The sequence below is a fragment of the Caulobacter sp. GW822-FHT07D08 genome, from assembly GCF_058798735.1.
The window spans coordinates 48,119-64,480 of record NZ_JBXAKU010000002.1 but is presented as its reverse complement, the minus strand read 5'-3'; the positions used below and the strand labels follow the sequence as shown (position 1 = coordinate 64,480).

The 16,362-nt window shown below is 67.4% G+C and carries 17 protein-coding genes and 1 pseudogene; 11 read left to right on the top strand and 7 right to left on the bottom strand.

Translation table 11 applies throughout. The annotated features are described in order from the left end of the window. Window positions 1-3: 3 nt before the first annotated feature. Window positions 4-97 (top strand): annotated as a pseudogene (locus AC1RJ9_RS04165) (hypothetical protein); the annotation flags it as partial. Window positions 98-114: 17 nt separating this feature from the next. Here AC1RJ9_RS04165 and AC1RJ9_RS04160 read toward each other — a convergent pair. After that, complete coding sequence (locus AC1RJ9_RS04160; protein WP_492836234.1) at window positions 115-756, bottom strand: 3-oxoacid CoA-transferase subunit B; 642 nt, start codon at window positions 754-756, stop codon at window positions 115-117. Further along, a complete protein-coding gene (locus tag AC1RJ9_RS04155; RefSeq protein WP_492836232.1) occupies window positions 756-1,484 on the bottom strand; it encodes a CoA transferase subunit A in 729 nt (242 codons plus the stop codon). The genes AC1RJ9_RS04160 and AC1RJ9_RS04155 overlap by 1 nt, the downstream gene beginning before the upstream one ends. Window positions 1,485-1,655: 171 nt before the next feature. Here AC1RJ9_RS04155 and kefF point away from each other — a divergent pair, with 171 nt between their 5' ends. Beyond that, window positions 1,656-2,264, top strand: a complete 609-nt coding sequence (kefF, locus tag AC1RJ9_RS04150) for a glutathione-regulated potassium-efflux system oxidoreductase KefF (RefSeq protein ID WP_492836230.1) — start codon at window positions 1,656-1,658, stop codon at window positions 2,262-2,264. Between the two features lie 5 nt (window positions 2,265-2,269). Beyond that, window positions 2,270-4,174, top strand: a complete 1,905-nt coding sequence (locus AC1RJ9_RS04145) for a monovalent cation:proton antiporter-2 (CPA2) family protein (RefSeq protein WP_492836228.1) — start codon at window positions 2,270-2,272, stop codon at window positions 4,172-4,174. A gap of 21 nt (window positions 4,175-4,195) precedes the next feature. On the opposite strand, the gene AC1RJ9_RS04140 is transcribed toward AC1RJ9_RS04145, so the two are convergent. From AC1RJ9_RS04140 to AC1RJ9_RS04130, 3 genes are all read right to left on the bottom strand, one after another. Beyond that, entirely contained in the window at window positions 4,196-5,233 is a 1,038-nt protein-coding gene (locus AC1RJ9_RS04140; RefSeq protein WP_492836226.1) for a helix-turn-helix domain-containing protein, read from the bottom strand. A gap of 336 nt (window positions 5,234-5,569) precedes the next feature. Then, window positions 5,570-6,601, bottom strand: coding sequence for a ceramide hydroxylase CerH (gene cerH / locus AC1RJ9_RS04135; RefSeq protein WP_492836916.1), 1,032 nt, complete (start codon window positions 6,599-6,601; stop codon window positions 5,570-5,572). A 120-nt stretch (window positions 6,602-6,721) separates the two neighbouring features. After that, window positions 6,722-7,393 carry a YiaD family glycine zipper/OmpA-like lipoprotein gene (locus AC1RJ9_RS04130; protein ID WP_492836224.1) on the bottom strand — a complete coding sequence of 224 codons (672 nt, stop codon included), beginning with the start codon at window positions 7,391-7,393 and terminating at the stop codon, window positions 6,722-6,724. A 178-nt stretch (window positions 7,394-7,571) separates the two neighbouring features. Between AC1RJ9_RS04130 and AC1RJ9_RS04125 the strand changes: the two genes are divergently transcribed. Beyond that, window positions 7,572-8,507: an isopenicillin N synthase family dioxygenase gene (locus AC1RJ9_RS04125; RefSeq protein ID WP_492836222.1), complete on the top strand. Its 936-nt coding sequence runs from the start codon at window positions 7,572-7,574 to the stop codon at window positions 8,505-8,507. Between the two features lie 75 nt (window positions 8,508-8,582). On the opposite strand, the gene AC1RJ9_RS04120 is transcribed toward AC1RJ9_RS04125, so the two are convergent. After that, the gene (locus AC1RJ9_RS04120) at window positions 8,583-10,256 is read right to left on the bottom strand and encodes a TadE/TadG family type IV pilus assembly protein (protein ID WP_492836915.1); all 1,674 of its coding nucleotides are present in this window, start codon (window positions 10,254-10,256) and stop codon (window positions 8,583-8,585) included. A 117-nt stretch (window positions 10,257-10,373) separates the two neighbouring features. On the opposite strand from AC1RJ9_RS04120, the gene trmD reads away from it, so the two are divergent. The 3 genes from trmD to AC1RJ9_RS04105 all read left to right on the top strand — a co-directional run bounded on the left by trmD (window position 10,374) and on the right by AC1RJ9_RS04105 (window position 12,374). Continuing rightward, window positions 10,374-11,111, top strand: a complete 738-nt coding sequence (gene trmD / locus AC1RJ9_RS04115) for a tRNA (guanosine(37)-N1)-methyltransferase TrmD (protein ID WP_492836220.1) — start codon at window positions 10,374-10,376, stop codon at window positions 11,109-11,111. Between the two features lie 2 nt (window positions 11,112-11,113). Continuing rightward, window positions 11,114-11,521, top strand: coding sequence for a 50S ribosomal protein L19 (rplS, locus tag AC1RJ9_RS04110; RefSeq protein WP_492836218.1), 408 nt, complete (start codon window positions 11,114-11,116; stop codon window positions 11,519-11,521). A 118-nt stretch (window positions 11,522-11,639) separates the two neighbouring features. Further along, the gene (locus AC1RJ9_RS04105; protein WP_492836216.1) at window positions 11,640-12,374 is read left to right on the top strand and encodes an SDR family oxidoreductase; all 735 of its coding nucleotides are present in this window, start codon (window positions 11,640-11,642) and stop codon (window positions 12,372-12,374) included. A gap of 11 nt (window positions 12,375-12,385) precedes the next feature. Here AC1RJ9_RS04105 and AC1RJ9_RS04100 read toward each other — a convergent pair whose 3' ends face one another. Further along, window positions 12,386-12,517 (bottom strand): hypothetical protein, encoded by a 132-nt coding sequence (locus tag AC1RJ9_RS04100; protein ID WP_492836214.1) that lies wholly within the window; start codon window positions 12,515-12,517, stop codon window positions 12,386-12,388. A 93-nt stretch (window positions 12,518-12,610) separates the two neighbouring features. On the opposite strand from AC1RJ9_RS04100, the gene AC1RJ9_RS04095 reads away from it, so the two are divergent. The 4 genes from AC1RJ9_RS04095 to AC1RJ9_RS04080 all read left to right on the top strand — a co-directional run bounded on the left by AC1RJ9_RS04095 (window position 12,611) and on the right by AC1RJ9_RS04080 (window position 16,356). Then, window positions 12,611-13,576 (top strand): LysR substrate-binding domain-containing protein, encoded by a 966-nt coding sequence (locus AC1RJ9_RS04095; protein WP_492836212.1) that lies wholly within the window; start codon window positions 12,611-12,613, stop codon window positions 13,574-13,576. A gap of 283 nt (window positions 13,577-13,859) precedes the next feature. Then, complete coding sequence (gene leuC, locus AC1RJ9_RS04090; RefSeq protein ID WP_492836210.1) at window positions 13,860-15,296, top strand: 3-isopropylmalate dehydratase large subunit; 1,437 nt, start codon at window positions 13,860-13,862, stop codon at window positions 15,294-15,296. Next, window positions 15,296-15,904 (top strand): 3-isopropylmalate dehydratase small subunit, encoded by a 609-nt coding sequence (gene leuD / locus AC1RJ9_RS04085; RefSeq protein WP_492836208.1) that lies wholly within the window; start codon window positions 15,296-15,298, stop codon window positions 15,902-15,904. The genes leuC and leuD overlap by 1 nt, the downstream gene beginning before the upstream one ends. A gap of 149 nt (window positions 15,905-16,053) precedes the next feature. Then, window positions 16,054-16,356, top strand: a complete 303-nt coding sequence (locus AC1RJ9_RS04080; RefSeq protein ID WP_492836206.1) for a putative quinol monooxygenase — start codon at window positions 16,054-16,056, stop codon at window positions 16,354-16,356. Window positions 16,357-16,362 lie beyond the last annotated feature (6 nt).

The window sequence follows — 16,362 nt, the reverse complement described above, 5'->3', positions numbered from 1 at the left end:
GCCCTGGACCTCGCCCTTCGACAGGCTCAGGGTGAGGTCCGAATGTTGGCGCCGCGATAGCCGGCAACCTCATCCCGAGCTTGTCGAAGGACGAGGTTGCCGCGCCACCGCTGTCTAAACGGCCACCTCGAACGCGGCCTCGGTCTTGGCCTTGACCTCGTCGACCGTCACGCCCGGGGCCAGCTGGATCAGCTTCACCGGCGTCTTGCCGCGATTGATCTCGAAGACACCCAGCTCGGTGATCAGCAGATCCACGACACCCGCGCCGGTCAGCGGCAGCGAGCACTGCTTCAGGAGCTTGGGCGCGCCGGATTTCTCGCAGTGGTCCATGACCACCACCACGCGCTTGACGCCGGCGACGAGGTCCATGGCCCCGCCCATGCCCTTGACCATCTTGCCGGGCACCATCCAGTTGGCGAGATCGCCCGTCTCGGACACCTGCATGCCGCCCAGGATCGACAGGGCGATGTGACCGCCGCGGATCATGGCGAAGCTGTCCGACGAACTGAAATACGAGCTCGAGTCCAGCTCGGTGATCGTCTGCTTGCCGGCGTTGATCAGGTCGGCGTCCTCCTCGCCCTCATAGGGGAAGGGGCCCATGCCCAGCATGCCGTTCTCGCTCTGCAGCGTCACCGACATGCCCTCGGGAATGTAGTTGGCCACCAGGGTCGGGATGCCGATCCCAAGGTTCACGTAGAAGCCGTCCTGCAGCTCCTTGGCGGCGCGGGCCGCCATCTCGTCACGGGTCCAGGCCATCAGACTTCAACTCCAGCGGCGGCGGTTTCCTTGGGACGGGTGGTCACCCGCTCGATGCGCTTCTCGAACTTGGCGCCCTTGACGATGAAATCGACATAGATGCCGGGCGTGTGGATGGCGTCCTTGTCCAGGGCGCCGATCTCGACCAGCTGCTCGACCTCCACGACGGTCTTCCGGCCGGCCGTGGCCATCATCGGATTGAAGTTCCGGGCGGTCTTCCGGTAGATCAGGTTGCCCTCGGCGTCGCCTTTCCAGGCCTTGACGATCGCGAGGTCAGCGGTCAGGCCGCGCTCCATCACGTACATCTCGCCGTCGAACTCGCGGACTTCCTTGCCTTCGGCCACCAGGGTGCCGTAGCCGGTGCGCGTGAAGAAGGCCGGGATGCCCGCCCCGCCCGCACGGATGCGTTCGGCCAGCGTGCCCTGCGGATTGAACTCAAGTTCCAGTTCGCCGCTGAGGTAGAGCTGTTCGAACAGCTTGTTCTCGCCCACATAGGACGAGACCATCTTCTTGATCTGGCGGTTCTCCAGCAGGATTCCCAGGCCGAAGCCGTCGACGCCGCAATTATTGGAGATGACCGTGAGGTCCTTCGTCCCCGCCTCGCGGATCGCCGCGATCAGGTTCTCCGGAATGCCGCAGAGGCCAAAGCCCCCGGCCATGATGGTCATGCCGTCGAACAACAGCCCGGCGAGGGCCTCGACGGCGTCCTTCTTCACCTTGTCGACCATGGTGTCTCCCTATTCCCGAGCTCGCGGGCTATCCCGAACGGGGTCGGCCTGTTTATCCGTAGCGGATGAAAAGGCTGCCTCGCCGCACCTGTTTGGCTCTTGGCGAACCGTGTCGCCCGAGCCGCGAAGAAATTCAACCCTTGATGAATTATTTTCCGAAAGGGTCGCCTGATGACCGACGCTAGCACCGGCTCCGTGACGCCCGCCACCCCAAGGGCCGCCTCCGGCGTGCTCCTCGTGCTGGCCCACCCGGCGCTTGAACGGTCTCGCGCCAATCGCGCCCTGGCCAAGGCGGCCAAGGCCCTCTCGGGCGTCACCTTCAAGGATCTCTACGAGATCTATCCGGACTTCGCGGTCGACATCGAGGCCGAGCAGGCGGCCCTGCTGGCCCACGACGTCATCGCCCTGCAGTTTCCGCTCTACTGGTACTCGACCCCGGCCCTGATGAAGGAGTGGCTGGATCTGGTCTGGCTGCACGGCTTCGCCTATGGCGAGGACGGCGTGGCGCTGAAGGGCAAGAAGCTGTTCGTGGCCTGCTCCACCGGAGCCAGCGCCAAGGCGTACCACATGCACGGCTACAACCGGTTCAGCATGGACGAGTTCCTGCGGCCGCTGGAGCAGACCGCCCACCTGTGCGGCATGGAATGGGAGACGCCGTTCGTGGTTCACGGCGCCTCCGTGAAAGACGACGCCGCCCTGAAGGCCGAGGCTGAGCGCTACAAGGCGCGGGTGGCCTCGCTGCTGCCGGCGCCGCGGGTTTCGGGCAAGGCGGAGGCTTAAGGCGGATGGAGAACTTTCTCACCCAGACCCTGGTCTATCTGGGCGCGGCCGTCGTCTCGGTGCCGATCGCCAAGCGGCTGGGGCTGGGCTCGGTGCTGGGCTACCTGATCGCCGGCGTCGTCATCGGCCCGTTCGCCCTGTCGCTGGTCGGCGACCAGGCCGACGTCATGAAGTTCGCCGAGTTCGGCGTCGTTATCCTGCTGTTTCTGATCGGCCTCGAGGTGCAGCCCTCGATGCTGTGGGACATGCGCAAGGCCATCTTCGGCCTGGGCGGCGCCCAGGTGCTGGGCACGGCCCTGGCCATCGCCGCCGCCGCTCTGGCGCTGGGCCTACCCTGGCAGACGGCCCTGGCCGTGGGCCTGGTGCTGGCCATGTCCTCGACCGCGATCGTCCTGCAGACACTGGACGAGAAGGGCCTTCGGCAAGGCCCGGTCGGCCGCGCCGCCTTCGGGGTGCTGCTGTTGCAGGACCTGGCGGTCATTCCGATGTTCGCCCTGCTGCCGCTGCTGGCCACCGGCGCGGCGGGCCATGCGGCGGATGGCGGCGGCCATGGCGGGGGGAGTCTCGTGGCCCACCTGCCGATCTGGGCCCAGACCCTGTCGGTGTTCGCCGCCGTGGCCGGAGTGATCGGCGGCGGCCGCTATCTGGTCCAGCCGCTGTTCCGCTTCATCGCCAAGGCCCGCCTGCGCGAGATCTTCGTCGCCGCCGCCCTGCTGATCGTGGTCGCGGTCGCCAGCCTGATGCAGATCGTCGGCCTGTCACCCGCCCTCGGGGCCTTCCTGGCCGGGGTGGTGCTGGCCGAGAGCGAGTTCCGCCGCGAGCTGGAAAGCGACATCGAGCCCTTCCGGGGCCTGCTGCTGGGCCTGTTCTTCATCACCGTCGGGGCGGGCGTCGACCTGCCGCTGGTGGCGCGCCAGCCGTTGCAGCTGCTCGGCGTCGTCATCGGCCTGATGGTGCTGAAGTTCATCGTCATGTACGGCATCGCCCGCCTGTTCGGCGCGCCCAGGCGCGGGGCGATGGCGGTGGCCACGGCCCTGGCCCAGGGCGGCGAGTTCGCCTTCGTGCTGCTCAGCTTCACGGTCGGGGCAGGGGTGATCGGCGCGCAGCTGGCCGCCCTGCTGACCGCCGCCGTCGCCGTCTCCATGGCCCTGACGCCGGTGGCCATGATCCTCTACGAGCGCGTCGCCGCCCTGATGGACGCGGCGATCCCGGACGTCGTCCCCGACACCGGCGACTTCGACGAGGGCGAGCCGGACATCATCATCGCCGGCTTCGGCCGCTTCGGTCAGATCACCGGTCGCCTGCTGCAGGCCAGCGGCTTCAAGTCAACGGTTCTGGACAGCGACATCGAGCAGATCGAGCTGCTGCAGCGCTTCGGCCGCCGGGTGCACTATGGCGACGCCACGCGCCTGGACCTGCTTCGCGCCGCCGGCGCCGAGCGGGCTCGGATGCTGATCGTCGCCCTGGATGACCGCGAAAAGACCGTCGAGCTGGTCGAGACCGCCCGCAAGGCCTTCCCGGACCTCGTGATCCTGGCCCGCGCCTGGGACCGCCGCCACGCCTACGACCTGCTGGCCAACGGCGCCGACGCGGTCGAGCGCGAGACCTTCGAGTCGGCCCTGGCCCTGGGGACCACCGCCTTGCAGAAGTTGGGCTACCGCGCTCACCGGGCGCACCGGGCGGCCGCCTTCTTCCGTCGCCACGATCGGCGGGTGTTCGAGGAACTGCGCCCGATGTGGGGCCAGGAGGAGGCCTATATCCTGGCCTCGCGCGACGCGGCCAAGACCATGGACCGCCTGCTGGACGCCGACCTCCACCGCATGCGCCCAGGCGACGCCGGCGGGGCCTGGGACACGGCCAGCCTGGACGAGGAACTGCGCGAGCGCGCCGAGCGGGAGGGGGCGGAGTAGGCCCCAGAAGCTAAAGGGCCCCTAGGCCGCGTCCAGCGCCCTCAGCCAGTCCGGCAGCGCGCCGGCCGAGGCCTGCAGCGCGCTGGCCCGCGCCGCCGCCATCGCGCCCTGTCCACGCGCCTCGCCCGGCGTCATGCCGAAGCGGCTCTTGAACGCCCGGCTGAAGCTTGACCAGACGGTGAAGCCGTAGCGTTCGGCCACCTGGGCCATGGCCAGGGGCTGGATCGGATCGGACAGCGCCTCGAACACCCGGCGCAGGCGTCGGTTGCGGATGTGTTCGCTGACCCCGCCCAGCGGCGCGAACAGCCGATAGAGCGAGGCGCGCGAGACGCCGAACTGGCGGCACAGCATCTCGGCCCCAAGATCTGGGTCGTGCAGGTTGCCGTCGATGAACCGGCGCATCCGCGCGCGCTGGGTGTCGGCCGAGGCCCGCCGAGCCGCGTCGCCGCGCTGGCCCAGGATCAGGCCGGCCAGCAGGTCGGTCGTGGCGCGGCCGACGCCATACGCCTCCTCCGGGCGCAGATTGGTCGCCACGCGCATCAGGCTCTCGGCGTGCGATTTCAAGAGCTGCGCGCCCGCGCTCTCTCGGCCCAGGACGAGGCCATGCAGCGGGTCCAGGTCGATGTCGCGAGCGTCGAAAGCGTCGCGCGGCAAGGCCAGATTCAGGTTCACGCAGTCGCCCGCCTGGGACTGGAAGGTGCGGGTCAGGTCAAGAACGCAGACGTCGCCAGGCCGCGCGAAGGTTTCGTCCCGCCCCGTCCGGCGGCTATCCCCGCCCTCGAGGATGATCTGCACCAAGATCAGCTCCAGCCCGGTCGCGGCGACCTTCCGCGCGTCGCGGCCATAGGCGAAGGCTCCGCCGGTCATGTGCGCCGCGCCCAGCAGCATCGGCCCGATGTTGAAGGTGTCTACCCAGAGGTCGGGGCCCGCGGCGTCGACGCCGTTCAGCCGGACGTCGAAGATCGGCGCGATGGCCTCCGCATAGGCGTGCACGCCCTGGCGGCCCGGCGTGACCTGGGTGCCCGCCTGGTAGTGGGGAAGCATCGACGCTTGCGACATGGAACTCGAACCCGGAAACGCGAACCAACGATAAGCGGACAGCTGAGCCAAATCCCGAAAGCCGTCCGCCGTCAACGGCTGGGCCAGACGCGCGCCGCGTCTCAGATTCATGACCCGCCGTCTCAAACCCCTGGCGCCCCGTTGCCAGGCGTCAGACCCAGCCTCTACGGAAGCGGCCGGCGCGAAAATCGTCTGATCCATTCCCTTGGTGACGAACTCGCGCCGAGCGGTTTGGTCCGGTCCGTCCAGGGTGGGGAACTTTTGGAGGGTCCGGACCACCGCGTGAACAACCCAAACTACCGCGACGCGGACTCCCGCCGAGTCCGCGTCGCTTTTTTAGGTCGCCGGCTGCTTCTGGCCCACCCGGCGGAAGAGATCCGCCAGGGCCTCGAGCAGGCCCTTCTCCGAGGCCTGATGATAGATCGAGTCCGTCGTGAGGGCGGCCGACAGGCGGGCGTGGGCCTTGCCCAGATTGTGATACGGCAGGCGCGGCAGCAGGTGGTGCAGGGCGTGGTAACGCAGGCCGACCGGGGCCCACAGCGCCGAGGCCAGGTTCGGCGGCGGCACGTTGACCGAGTCCAGGAACTGTTCGTCGAGGCTCATCTTGTCGCCCTCGTTGTCCCAGTGGTGGGCGACCAGGGTGCGGGCCTGGTTGAGGAAGGTGGCCAGCGAGAAGATCAGGAGACCCGTCAGCACGGCGCGCAGCGGCAGCCAGCCCGCGACGGTGGCGGCGATCACCGCCCACGACCACAGCCAGCAGGCGACGTCCTGGACCACCCAGGCGGCGCGCCAGCGGTTGAGGTCGTCGCGCACGAAGCCGGGATTGATGATCAGGGCCGACAGCTTGGTCTTCAGGTAACGGCGCAGCGGCGGGACCACGAACGACAGCGGAATCAGGATCGCCGAGCGCAGGATCACGCCCAGCGGAGCCAGCAGGGCCACGAACAGGAAGCCGGCCAGCTTCAGCGGCGTGAAGCGCGACAGCGGCATGTATTCGGGATCCAGCGCCGTGCCGAAGCGGTCCTTGATGTGGTGGATGTTGTGCACGCCCTCGTACATCAGCGAGGGGGTCATCAGCGGCACGCCGACCAGGATGTTCCAGCCGACGCGGAAGCCCGGGGCCTCGTCGTCGCGGATGTGGGTCAGCTCGTGGATGAAGCTCAGGGCGCGATAGAGGGCCAGCACGCTGACCAGGCCCGCGCCCAGGCCGATAGCCAGGTTGGCCGTCGTCGCGGCGACATAGAGCCCGCCCCACATCAGGACGACCGAGACGATCATGTCGACCCAGTAGATCGCCGCGTTCGGCGTCATCAGGTCATCGGTCAGCGCATAGGCCTGCTTGGTCAGACTGACGCCCTGGCTCGCCAACTTGTTCACTTCGACCTCGCGCCGCCCACAAACCCGTAACAGGCATGACGAATTGGCGACGACGCGAGGGAAAAGCAACCGTTTGGATCAAAGACGCGACAATTCCGCGCCCTTAGGTGTTCACTGGACTAGCGGCCGCAGGATGATCTCCACCCGGCGGTTCTGGGCGCGGCCGGCGGCGGTGGCGTTGTCGGCGATCGGCTGGCGCGAGCCCATGCCGGCCACGAAGACGCGGTCCGACAACACCCGGCCCTGGCGGACCAGGTAGTCGGCCACCGCGCTGGCGCGGCGCTCGGAAAGACCCTGATTGTAGTCCGCGCCGCCGCTGCTGTCGGCGTGGCCCACCACGTCGATCGTGGTCTGCGGATAGGCGTTCAGCGTACGGGCCACGTCGTCCAGCACGCGGGTGAACTGCGGCTGCACGTCCGACTTGTCGACGGCGAAGGTCACGTCGCTGGGCATGACCAGAACGATCTGATCGCCGTTGCGGCGGATCATCACGCCCGAGGTCTCGAGGCTGCGGCGCAGGTCGGCCTGCTGGCGGTCCATGTAGTTGCCGACCGCGCCGCCGGCCAGCGCGCCGATGCCCGCGCCGATCAGCGCGTTCTTGCGACCCTGCTCGCCCTTGTTGGTGTTGGTCAGATAGCCCAGCAGGGCGCCGCCCGCCGCGCCGGCCAGCACGCCAGTGCCGGTGTTGTTGCGCACCGGCATGCCGGTATAGGGGTCGGTGGTGGTGCAGGCGACCAGGGCGGTAGCGCCCATCAGTACAGCGACCAAGGCAATCTTGCGCATTCTCGCAACCCTCACGGCTTTGTTGTAGATCAACGTCAGACGGGCAAACGCCCTTCTTATGGTCAAGTTCCAATATCGCACCTGACGCCAGGATGAACGGTCTTCGTTTCACCCCTGGCTCGGTGTAGTAAGAAGGAACTTACTCATCTCCCATTCCGCTGTCTCAGGGCTCGAAGAAGTGTCTACCTCCGCCATCGAACCGATCTCGTTCTCCCTCTACAGCAAGGATTTCCCGCGCTTCGCCCAAGAGCTGGGCGCGTCGTTCGAGCGCTACGGCTTCGCCGTGCTGTCGGAGTACGACATCCCGCAGGACCGCATCGACGCGGCGATCGCCGACACCAAGGCCTTCTTCGCCCTGCCGGAAGAGATCAAGAAGCAATATGCCGGGGTCAAGGGCGGCGCGCGCGGCTACATCCCGTTCGGGGTCGAGACCGCCAAGGGCGCCACGCACCACGACCTGAAGGAATTCTGGCACATGGGCCGCGACCTGCCGCCCGGCCACCGCTTCCGCGCCACCATGGCCGACAATGTCTGGCCGGCCGAGATCCCGGCCTTCAAGCACGACGTATCCTGGTTCTACAACGCGCTCGACAGCATGGGCGGCAAGGTGCTGGAGGCGATCGCCACCTATCTGAAGCTGGACCGCGACTTCTTCTATCCGACCATCGAGAACGGCAATTCGGTGCTGCGCCTGCTGCACTATCCGCCGATCCCGCAGGACGCCACCGGCGTGCGCGCCGGGGCCCACGGCGACATCAACACCATCACCCTGCTGATGGGCGCCGAGGAAGGCGGTCTTGAGCTGCTGGACCGCAACGGCGACTGGCTGCCGATCAACCCGCCCCCGGGCTGCATCGTCATCAACATCGGCGACATGCTGGAGCGGCTGACCAACCACGTCCTGCCCTCGACCATCCACCGCGTGCAGAACCCGCCGCCCGAGCGCCGCCACATCCCGCGCTATTCGACGCCGTTCTTCCTGCACTTCGCGTCGGACTACGAGATCAAGACCCTGCCCAACTGCATTAGCCCTGAGAACCCGGACCGCTATCCGGAGTCGATCACGGCGGACGAGTTCCTCCAGCAGCGCCTGCGCGAGATCAAGCTGGCGTAGACTCCCCGGCGTGCGGACAGAACAAAGCCCCGCCGATCGCTCGGCGGGGCTTTTCGTTGCGCGACAGCCGGGTCGCTACTTGGCGATCCGCAGGTTCTGGATCGAGCCGGCGATGGCGTTGAAGACGGTGGTCAGCTGCGAAGCGTCGGTCACGTCGTAGTACATGTCCGTCGTCGTGGCGCAGCCCTGCAGGATGCTCTTGGAGTGGGTCGAGACCCCCACGCCGATCGAATAGACCAGGATTTTCCTGTCCCGCAGGTTGTCGCAGATCTTGGTCTGACGGCTATCGATGGCGTCGCGGCGTGCGTCGTTAGAGGAACCGGCGTCGAGCGAGACATTAGAGGCGTTCTTCAGGCGCTTCTGCCAGACATAGCCATAGCCGCTATAGGTCGAGTCGTTCTTGTTGCTGTTGCCGCTCATGACGTTATCGCCGTCGGTCAGCAGCACGATGATCTTCTGCGTCTTCGGCGCGCCGTAGGCCGCGCCGTCCCTGAAGGGGGCGTTGGGCGAGATCATGTGCCAGCCCCACACCGCGCCCATGGCCACGTTGGTGTTGCCGCTCGCCACCATCTGGTCGAGCTTGGCCTTCACGACATTGGCGTTAGCCGTTGTCCGCACATTCGTCAGCCGCAGGACGTTGGTGATGCCGCAGCCGTCGTTGGGACCGGCGTCAAAGGCGCTGGCGCCTGAGCGCAGGTTGGCGGAGATGTACTTGGTGACGACACCTTGTCGCGTCCACCAATCAGTCGGCGTAGGGTACGGATTAGGATTGCCGCCGTAGTCGCGAAGATAGTCGTTGGCCGGCTTATTGGAATATTTGTCAGTCTGGTAGCCGCTGCTGTAGCGATATTTTGAATACGAAGAGTCCGGCTCGTCCGCAGCGAAAAACGGCACAAACATCGTGCCGGGCACGGACGAGTTCGGCGCATCGTCGGTGGTGTCGTAGGGGCTGGGCCGGCTTTCGACACAGCCCGTCCAGCTAAGACCCATATTGCTCAGCAGCGTGAAACGATCTGGACGGGCGCCGTCATTGAAGAGGTCCGAGCCGTATTCCGAGGGCAGGCTACCCGTCATCCACGAAGAGGTCTTGTAGGTCGAGCCGATGTTCACGGTCATCGAGAACGGCACCACGGCGATCTTGACCGCATCAGTTTCGGAAGCCCGCGCGGCCGCGGCGGACAGCACGTCGACCAGCGACTTGGACGCGGTGATCAGGGCGGTGATCTTCTTACCGCCCGACCCCAGGTTGCTGTCCATTGAACCGGTGTTGTCGAGCACCAGAGCCACTTCCAGCTTGTTGACCGAGCGGACGACTTCCGAATTGGCCGTCACGGTGATGTTGGCGTTCGTCCAGAGGTTGGCGATGATCGGCTTGATCACGCCGGTGGCCGTGCCGAGAACCCGGTTGTTCGTGCCGGACTTGAAGGTCGAACTGGCGGAGGAGAGCCCCAGGTTCAGGCCGGAAATCTCGGCCGCGAAGGCCGCGTCCCCGATGCTGTCCAGGTCGACGTCGGTCACCGCCGTCGAGCGCGCGGCGATCAGGGTGGCGGCGTCCAGGGCGTCCTGCATCTGCCGGCGCTGCAGGCTGACACGGCTGATATCCACCAGGCCGAACACCAGCACCGCCAACGGCAGGGCCAGCAGGGCGAACTGCACGGCGATCGCGCCGCGTTCGTCGCGCCGCAGACGGCGAGCGAAGGCGGCGAAGCCCTCGGTCAGGCGTCGGAGGAAGCGGCTCTCGGTCGGCATGGTCGGGTCCCAGGCGTGATTTTCGGCCTGACCTTCGCCGATGAGGGTGAACAAGCCGAAAACGCCGCTGATGAACGCCCCTTCGACACCGAGCCCGCCTGCGGTTAAAGAGCGCCCATGCCGTTCACCGCCACCGTCCTGACCATGTTCCCCGAGGCCTTTCCCGGCCCGCTCGGCGTTTCGATGATCGGGACCGCCTGGAAGGAACAGGACCTGTGGCGTTTGGAAACACTGGACATTCGGGCCTTTTCCAAGGATAAGCGCGGCTTCCTCGACGACACCCCCGCGGGTGGCGGCGCGGGAGCCGTGCTCAAAGCGGACGTCATCGCCTCTGCGCTCGACAGCGTGGAGCTCGATGGTCGGCCGCTTTTGTACATGAGCGCCCGGGGCAAACCCCTGACCCAGGCGCGCGTTCGAGAGTGGTCCAAGGCGCCCGGCATCGTGGTGCTGTGCGGCCGCTTCGAGGGGGTGGATCAGCGGGTGCTCGACGCCCGCGGGTTCGAGGAGGTCTCGGTCGGAGACGCCGTTCTCGCCGGTGGCGAGGCGGCGGCGATGGTCGTGATCGAGGCGTGCGTTCGACTGGCCCCGGGTGTGCTGGGGAACATCGAGAGCACGCTGGAAGAAAGCTTCGAGGACGGTCTCCTCGAGCATCCGCAGTACACGCGACCGCGGACGTTCGAAGGGCTCGACATCCCCGAGGTGCTGCTGTCGGGCGATCACAAGCGGATCGACCAATGGCGGCGCGGTATGCGTGAAGAAACGACCCGCGAGCGGCGGCCCGATCTCTGGGAAGCGCATCTCGCCAATCAACAGGCAAAAGGCGGCCCGAAAACGGGTAAGCCCAAGGAGAAATGATCATGGCGATCAACATCATCAAGCAACTCGAGCAGGAAGAGTCCGCTCGCCTGCTGGCCGTCCGCGCGATCCCGGAATTCCGTCCCGGCGACACCCTGCGCGTCAACGTGAAGATCAAGGAAGGCGAGCGCGAGCGCGTTCAGGCCTATGAGGGCGTCTGCATCGCCCGCGCCGGCTCGGGCGTCCACGAGAGCTTCACGGTCCGCAAGATCTCGTTCGGCGAAGGCGTGGAACGTCTGTTCCCGCTGCTCTCGCCGAGCATCGAAAGCATCGAAGTCAAGCGTCGCGGCGTCGTCCGTCGCGCCAAGCTGTACTACCTGCGCGACCGTCGCGGTAAGTCGGCCCGGATCGCCGAGCGCTCGAACAGCAACACCAAGGCCGCGGCCGCCGCGGCTTCGTCGGAAGACTAAGTCTTCTCGACTTTCGCGAATGAACGAGGCCCCGGCGGGAAACCGCCGGGGCCTTTTTCTTGGTCGATGGCCACGCAGGGCCTAGACGTCTCCGCTGGCGAGCACCAAGGCGGGACCCATGAAGGCCATTCTCATCACTGGCGCCAGCCGAGGGATCGGGCGAGCGACAGCCCTTCGCGCCGCCGAGGAAGGCTGGTCGATCGCCATCAACTACAGGACCGACCGCGACGCGGCGGAGGCGACCTTGGCGGCCGTGCGCGAGCGCGGCGTCCCGGCCGTTCTCGTTCCCGGCGACGTGGCCTCGGAGCCCGACACCATCGCCATGTTCCAGCAGGCGAAGTCGGTTCTTGGCCCCCTGGCTGGCGTCGTGATCAACGCCGGGATCGTCGCCCCGCCCCAACGCCTGGCGGACATGGACGCCGCCCGCCTGCGGCGGATGTTCGAGGTGAATGTCCTGGGCGCCTACCTCACGGCGCGCGAAGCCGCGCGAGCGCTCACGAGCGCCCAGGGCGGCGCGATCGTCGTGGTGTCCTCCGCCGCGGCGCGACTGGGCTCGCCTTTCGAATATGTCGACTATGCCGGATCGAAGGCCGCGCTCGACACCCTCGCCGTCGGCCTGGCGAAGGAACTGGCGGGCGACGGCGTGCGGGTCAATTCCGTCCGCCCCGGCCTGATCGAAACGGAGATCCACGCCAGCGGCGGCCAGCCGGACCGCGCCCACCGCCTCGGCGCACAGACCCCGCTAGGCCGCGCCGGCCTTCCCGAGGAAGTCGCCGAAGCCATCGTCTGGTTGCTGAGCGACGCGGCCTCGTACGTGACGGGCGCGACCCTGGATGTCAGCGGCGGCCGCTGACATCCACCGGGCTATCGCGGGACGATCGGACGCGGATGCTTCCGAGGCTTGGCCGGCGCCCGCAGGGCGGCCCACAGCTCCTGCAGGGCCAACACCCAGCCGAACGTGGTTTCCTTATGGGTCTTGAAGGCTTCGTCCATCATGTTGGCCTCCCATGGCTATCCATGACGGCGAAAATCGTCGTTCCGCGCCCGAGTGACAAACGCGGACTCCTTGGATACACATAAGCACTGCTTATGGCTGACATCCTTTCCCGCCTGCCGCTCAGCGCCATTCGCGTGTTCGAGGCGGCCGCTCGCCTGAAGAGCTTCACCCGCGCGGCCGACGCCCTGGGCGTGACCCAGGCCGCCGTCAGCTGGCAGGTGAAGGCGCTGGAGCGGCAGCTCGACCAGCCGCTCTTCAACCGCCTGCCGCGCGAGGTGACCCTGACCCCGGCCGGCGAGCGCCTGTCGCGCGCCGCGACCGAGGCGATCTCGTTGCTGCGCTCGGCGGTCTCCGATCTGGTCGAGGCCGAGGAAGGGGTTCTGTCGATCACCACGGTCCAGAGCCTGGGCGGCCAATGGCTGGCCCCGCGCCTGGGCGGCTTCCAGATCGCCCATCCGCGCATCGCCGTCCGACTGGAGGCCTCGAGCCGGGTGGTCGACCTTTCGCGCGAGGGCGTCGACATGGCCCTGCGCGGCGGCCACGGGAAATGGCCGGGCACGACCGCGCATTTCCTGATTCCCGCCGTCCAGACGCCGCTGGTTTCGCCCGAGTTCCTGGCCAGGATCGGCGGCCTCGGCCGGCCCGAGGACCTGCTGGACGTCCAGCGCATCGGCGTCGCCCGCGAATGGGACGAGTGGTTCCAGGCCGCTGGCGTGGCGGCCAATCCCGAGCAGCCGCCGCCCACCCTGGCCTCCGACGCCCAAGCCCTGGAGGTGGCCAGCGCCCTGGCCGGCCACGGCGCGGCCCTGGGCTCGCCGATCTTCTTCGCGCGGGAACTGGCCGAGGGCCGGCTGATCATGCCGTTCGACGTCGTCGCTCTCTACACCGGCGGCTATTGGCTGGCCTATCCCAGCGACCGCGCCCGCGTGCGCAAGATCGCCGCCTTCCGCGACTGGGTGCTGGACCAGGCCGCCGCCGATCCGCTGATCGCCCGCTACGCCACGATGGCGCCCTTGGAGTCACCGGCTGTCTCGCCGTTGGCGCGCTCGACCCCATAGTCAAGCTTGCGTGCGGACGCACTATCTTGACAAACCGCCGTTCCGTGAGATGGTTAATCCACCCCCGGCCTCGGCCGGGCTTCCTGACCGTCTCCTTTCTAGTGGACGGCCCTTTCCGGGCGGAGCCATCGGCCCCCGGAAGCAAAGAATGATGCTAGGGCGCGCCGAAACCACTGGCGCGCCCTATGTCGTTCTGTCGTCCGGGTCACACTGAACGCAAGAATTTGGCCCGCCAGCCGCCCGCCACTGGATTTCGACGCACGATCCGCCCTATATCCCCGCCATGTCCGGCAAAACCCTTTACGACAAGATCTGGGACGCCCACGTCGTCAGCGAAACCGACGGCGAAGCGATCCTCTATATCGACCTGCACCTGATCCACGAGGTGACCACGCCGCAGGCCTTCGCCGGCCTTCGCGCGGCCGGTCGCAAGGTGCGCCGGCCCGACCGCACCCTCGCCGTGGCCGACCACAATATCCCGACCGAGGGCCAGGCCCTGGGCGTCGATGCGGTGGCGGACGAGGAAGCAAGGCTTCAGTTGAAGACCTTGGCCCGCAACGTCGCCGATAACGGCATCGAGTTCTTCCCGATGGGCGACATCCGCAACGGCATCGTCCACGTGGTCGGTCCCGAGCAGGGCCGCACCCAGCCGGGCATGACCATCGTCTGCGGCGACAGCCACACCTCGACCCACGGGGCCTTCGGGGCCCTGGCCCACGGCATCGGCACGTCCGAGGTCGAGCACGTCCTGGCCACCCAGACCCTGCGCCAGAAGAAGGCCAGGAACATGCTGGTCCGCGTCGACGGCCAGCTTGGCCCCGGCGTCACCGGCAAGGACATCGCCCTAGCCGTGATCGGCGAGATCGGCACGGCCGGCGGCACCGGCTATGTCATCGAGTTCGCCGGTCAGGCCGTGCGCGACCTGTCGATGGAGGGCCGCATGACCCTCTGCAACCTGACCATCGAGGGCGGCGCCAAGGCCGGCCTGATCGCGCCCGACGACAAGACCTTCGCCTACATCCAGGGCAAGCCCGCCGCGCCGAAGGGCGCGGCCTGGGACATGGCGGTCAGCCACTGGAAGACCTTCTTCACCGACGAGGACGCCGTGTTCGACCGCACGGTCGTCATCGACGGCTCGGCCCTCGTGCCGATGGTCACCTGGGGCACCTCCCCCGAGGACGTCGTGCCGGTCACCGGCAATGTCCCCGATCCCGAGAGCTTCGCCACGCCCGACAAGCGCGCGGCCGCTCACCGGGCGCTCGACTATATGGGCCTGACCGCCGGCCAGCCGATCTCGGCGGCCCGCATCGACCGCGTGTTCATCGGCTCGTGCACCAACAGCCGCATCGAGGACATGCGCGCCGCCGCCGCCGTGGTTCAGGAAGCCTTCCTGCACGGCCGCATGGTGGCCCCGCACGTCAAGGCCATGGTCGTGCCCGGCTCGGGTCTCGTGAAGGAACAGGCCGAGGAAGAAGGCCTGGACGCCATCTTCAAGGCCGCCGGCTTCGACTGGCGCGAGCCTGGCTGCTCGATGTGCCTGGCCATGAACCCCGACAAGCTGCAGCCACACGAGCGCTGCGCCTCGACCAGCAACCGCAACTTCGAGGGCCGCCAGGGCCGCGCCGGCCGCACCCACCTCGTCTCCCCCGCCATGGCGGCGGCGGCGGCGATCGCCGGGCATCTGACCGACGTGCGCACCTTCCTTGAGGAGACCGTCTGATGCGCGCCTTCACCCGCCTCGACGGCCGCGCGGCTCCGCTGGAGCTGGCCAATATCGACACCGACCAGATCATCCCCAAGCAGTTCCTCAAGACCGTGGAGCGCGAGGGGCTGGCCAAGGGCCTGTTCTACGACTTCCGCGTCGACGGCGAGGGCAACGAGATCAGCGACTTCGTGCTCAACAAGCCGGAGTACAGAGGCGCCTCCGTGCTGATCGCCGGCGACAATTTCGGCTGCGGCAGCTCGCGCGAGCACGCCCCCTGGGCCCTGATGGACTTCGGGATCATGTGCGTGATCTCGACCAGCTTCGCCGACATCTTCTACAACAACTGCTTCAACAACGGCCTGCTGCCGGTGGTGGTGAAGCCCGACGAGCTGGCGCTGCTGATGGACGAGGCCAAGGGCGGCAACCACATGGTCAGCGTCGACCTCGAGGCCCAGACCGTGATCTCGCCGTCGGGCAAGACCATCGCCTTCGACATCGATCCGGTGCGCAAGGAAAAGATGCTCAAGGGCCTCGACGCCATCGGCGAGACCCTGATGCACGGCGGCGACATAGATGTGTTCGAGAGCAAGCGCGCGATCAGCCAGCCCTGGCTGGAGGTTTAAATCTCTTCCCTCCCCCTTGATGGGGGAGGGGTAGGGGTGGGGGTGATGCGGCGATGGATATCGTCACGGCCCCTCTCCATTCTGACGCGTGGTTTCACCCCCATCCCCAACCCTTCCCCCATCGAGGGGGAAGGGAGCGAGAGAAGCCGATGACCATCATCCTCGCCGGCACGATCCGCATCGCGCCCGACCGCCTGGCGGATCTCCGTCCCCACCTCCGCGCCCAGGTCGAGAACAGCCGGGCCGAGCCGGGGTGCCTGGACTACGCCCTGACCGAAGACCCGCTCGACCCTGGCCTGATCCGGGTCTACGAGCATTTCGTCGACGAAGAGGCCCTGGCCTTCCACCGCGCCAGCCCGCACATGGCCGCCTGGCGCGCCTGCTGGCCGGAACTCGGCGTCGGCGAGCGCCGCATGTCGTCGTTCGACGTCTCCGCCTACCGCGAAATCTGATCCTAG

Bases quoted from the DNA above. Each gene is read 5' to 3' on its own strand.
- trmD (WP_492836220.1), top strand. From the start codon at position 10,374: ATGCCGTTCACCGCCACCGTCCTGACCATGTTCCCCGAGGCCTTTCCC.
- AC1RJ9_RS04140 (WP_492836226.1), bottom strand. From the start codon at position 5,233: ATGTCGCAAGCGTCGATGCTTCCCCACTACCAGGCGGGCACCCAGGTC.
- AC1RJ9_RS04160 (WP_492836234.1), bottom strand. From the start codon at position 756: ATGGCCTGGACCCGTGACGAGATGGCGGCCCGCGCCGCCAAGGAGCTG.
- AC1RJ9_RS04100 (WP_492836214.1), bottom strand. From the start codon at position 12,517: ATGATGGACGAAGCCTTCAAGACCCATAAGGAAACCACGTTCGGCTGG.
- AC1RJ9_RS04130 (WP_492836224.1), bottom strand. From the start codon at position 7,393: ATGCGCAAGATTGCCTTGGTCGCTGTACTGATGGGCGCTACCGCCCTG.
- AC1RJ9_RS04155 (WP_492836232.1), bottom strand. From the start codon at position 1,484: ATGGTCGACAAGGTGAAGAAGGACGCCGTCGAGGCCCTCGCCGGGCTG.
- leuC (WP_492836210.1), top strand. From the start codon at position 13,860: ATGTCCGGCAAAACCCTTTACGACAAGATCTGGGACGCCCACGTCGTC.
- AC1RJ9_RS04095 (WP_492836212.1), top strand. From the start codon at position 12,611: ATGGCTGACATCCTTTCCCGCCTGCCGCTCAGCGCCATTCGCGTGTTC.
- rplS (WP_492836218.1), top strand. From the start codon at position 11,114: ATGGCGATCAACATCATCAAGCAACTCGAGCAGGAAGAGTCCGCTCGC.
- AC1RJ9_RS04080 (WP_492836206.1), top strand. From the start codon at position 16,054: ATGACCATCATCCTCGCCGGCACGATCCGCATCGCGCCCGACCGCCTG.
- AC1RJ9_RS04145 (WP_492836228.1), top strand. From the start codon at position 2,270: ATGGAGAACTTTCTCACCCAGACCCTGGTCTATCTGGGCGCGGCCGTC.
- leuD (WP_492836208.1), top strand. From the start codon at position 15,296: ATGCGCGCCTTCACCCGCCTCGACGGCCGCGCGGCTCCGCTGGAGCTG.
- AC1RJ9_RS04120 (WP_492836915.1), bottom strand. From the start codon at position 10,256: ATGCCGACCGAGAGCCGCTTCCTCCGACGCCTGACCGAGGGCTTCGCC.
- kefF (WP_492836230.1), top strand. From the start codon at position 1,656: ATGACCGACGCTAGCACCGGCTCCGTGACGCCCGCCACCCCAAGGGCC.
- AC1RJ9_RS04105 (WP_492836216.1), top strand. From the start codon at position 11,640: ATGAAGGCCATTCTCATCACTGGCGCCAGCCGAGGGATCGGGCGAGCG.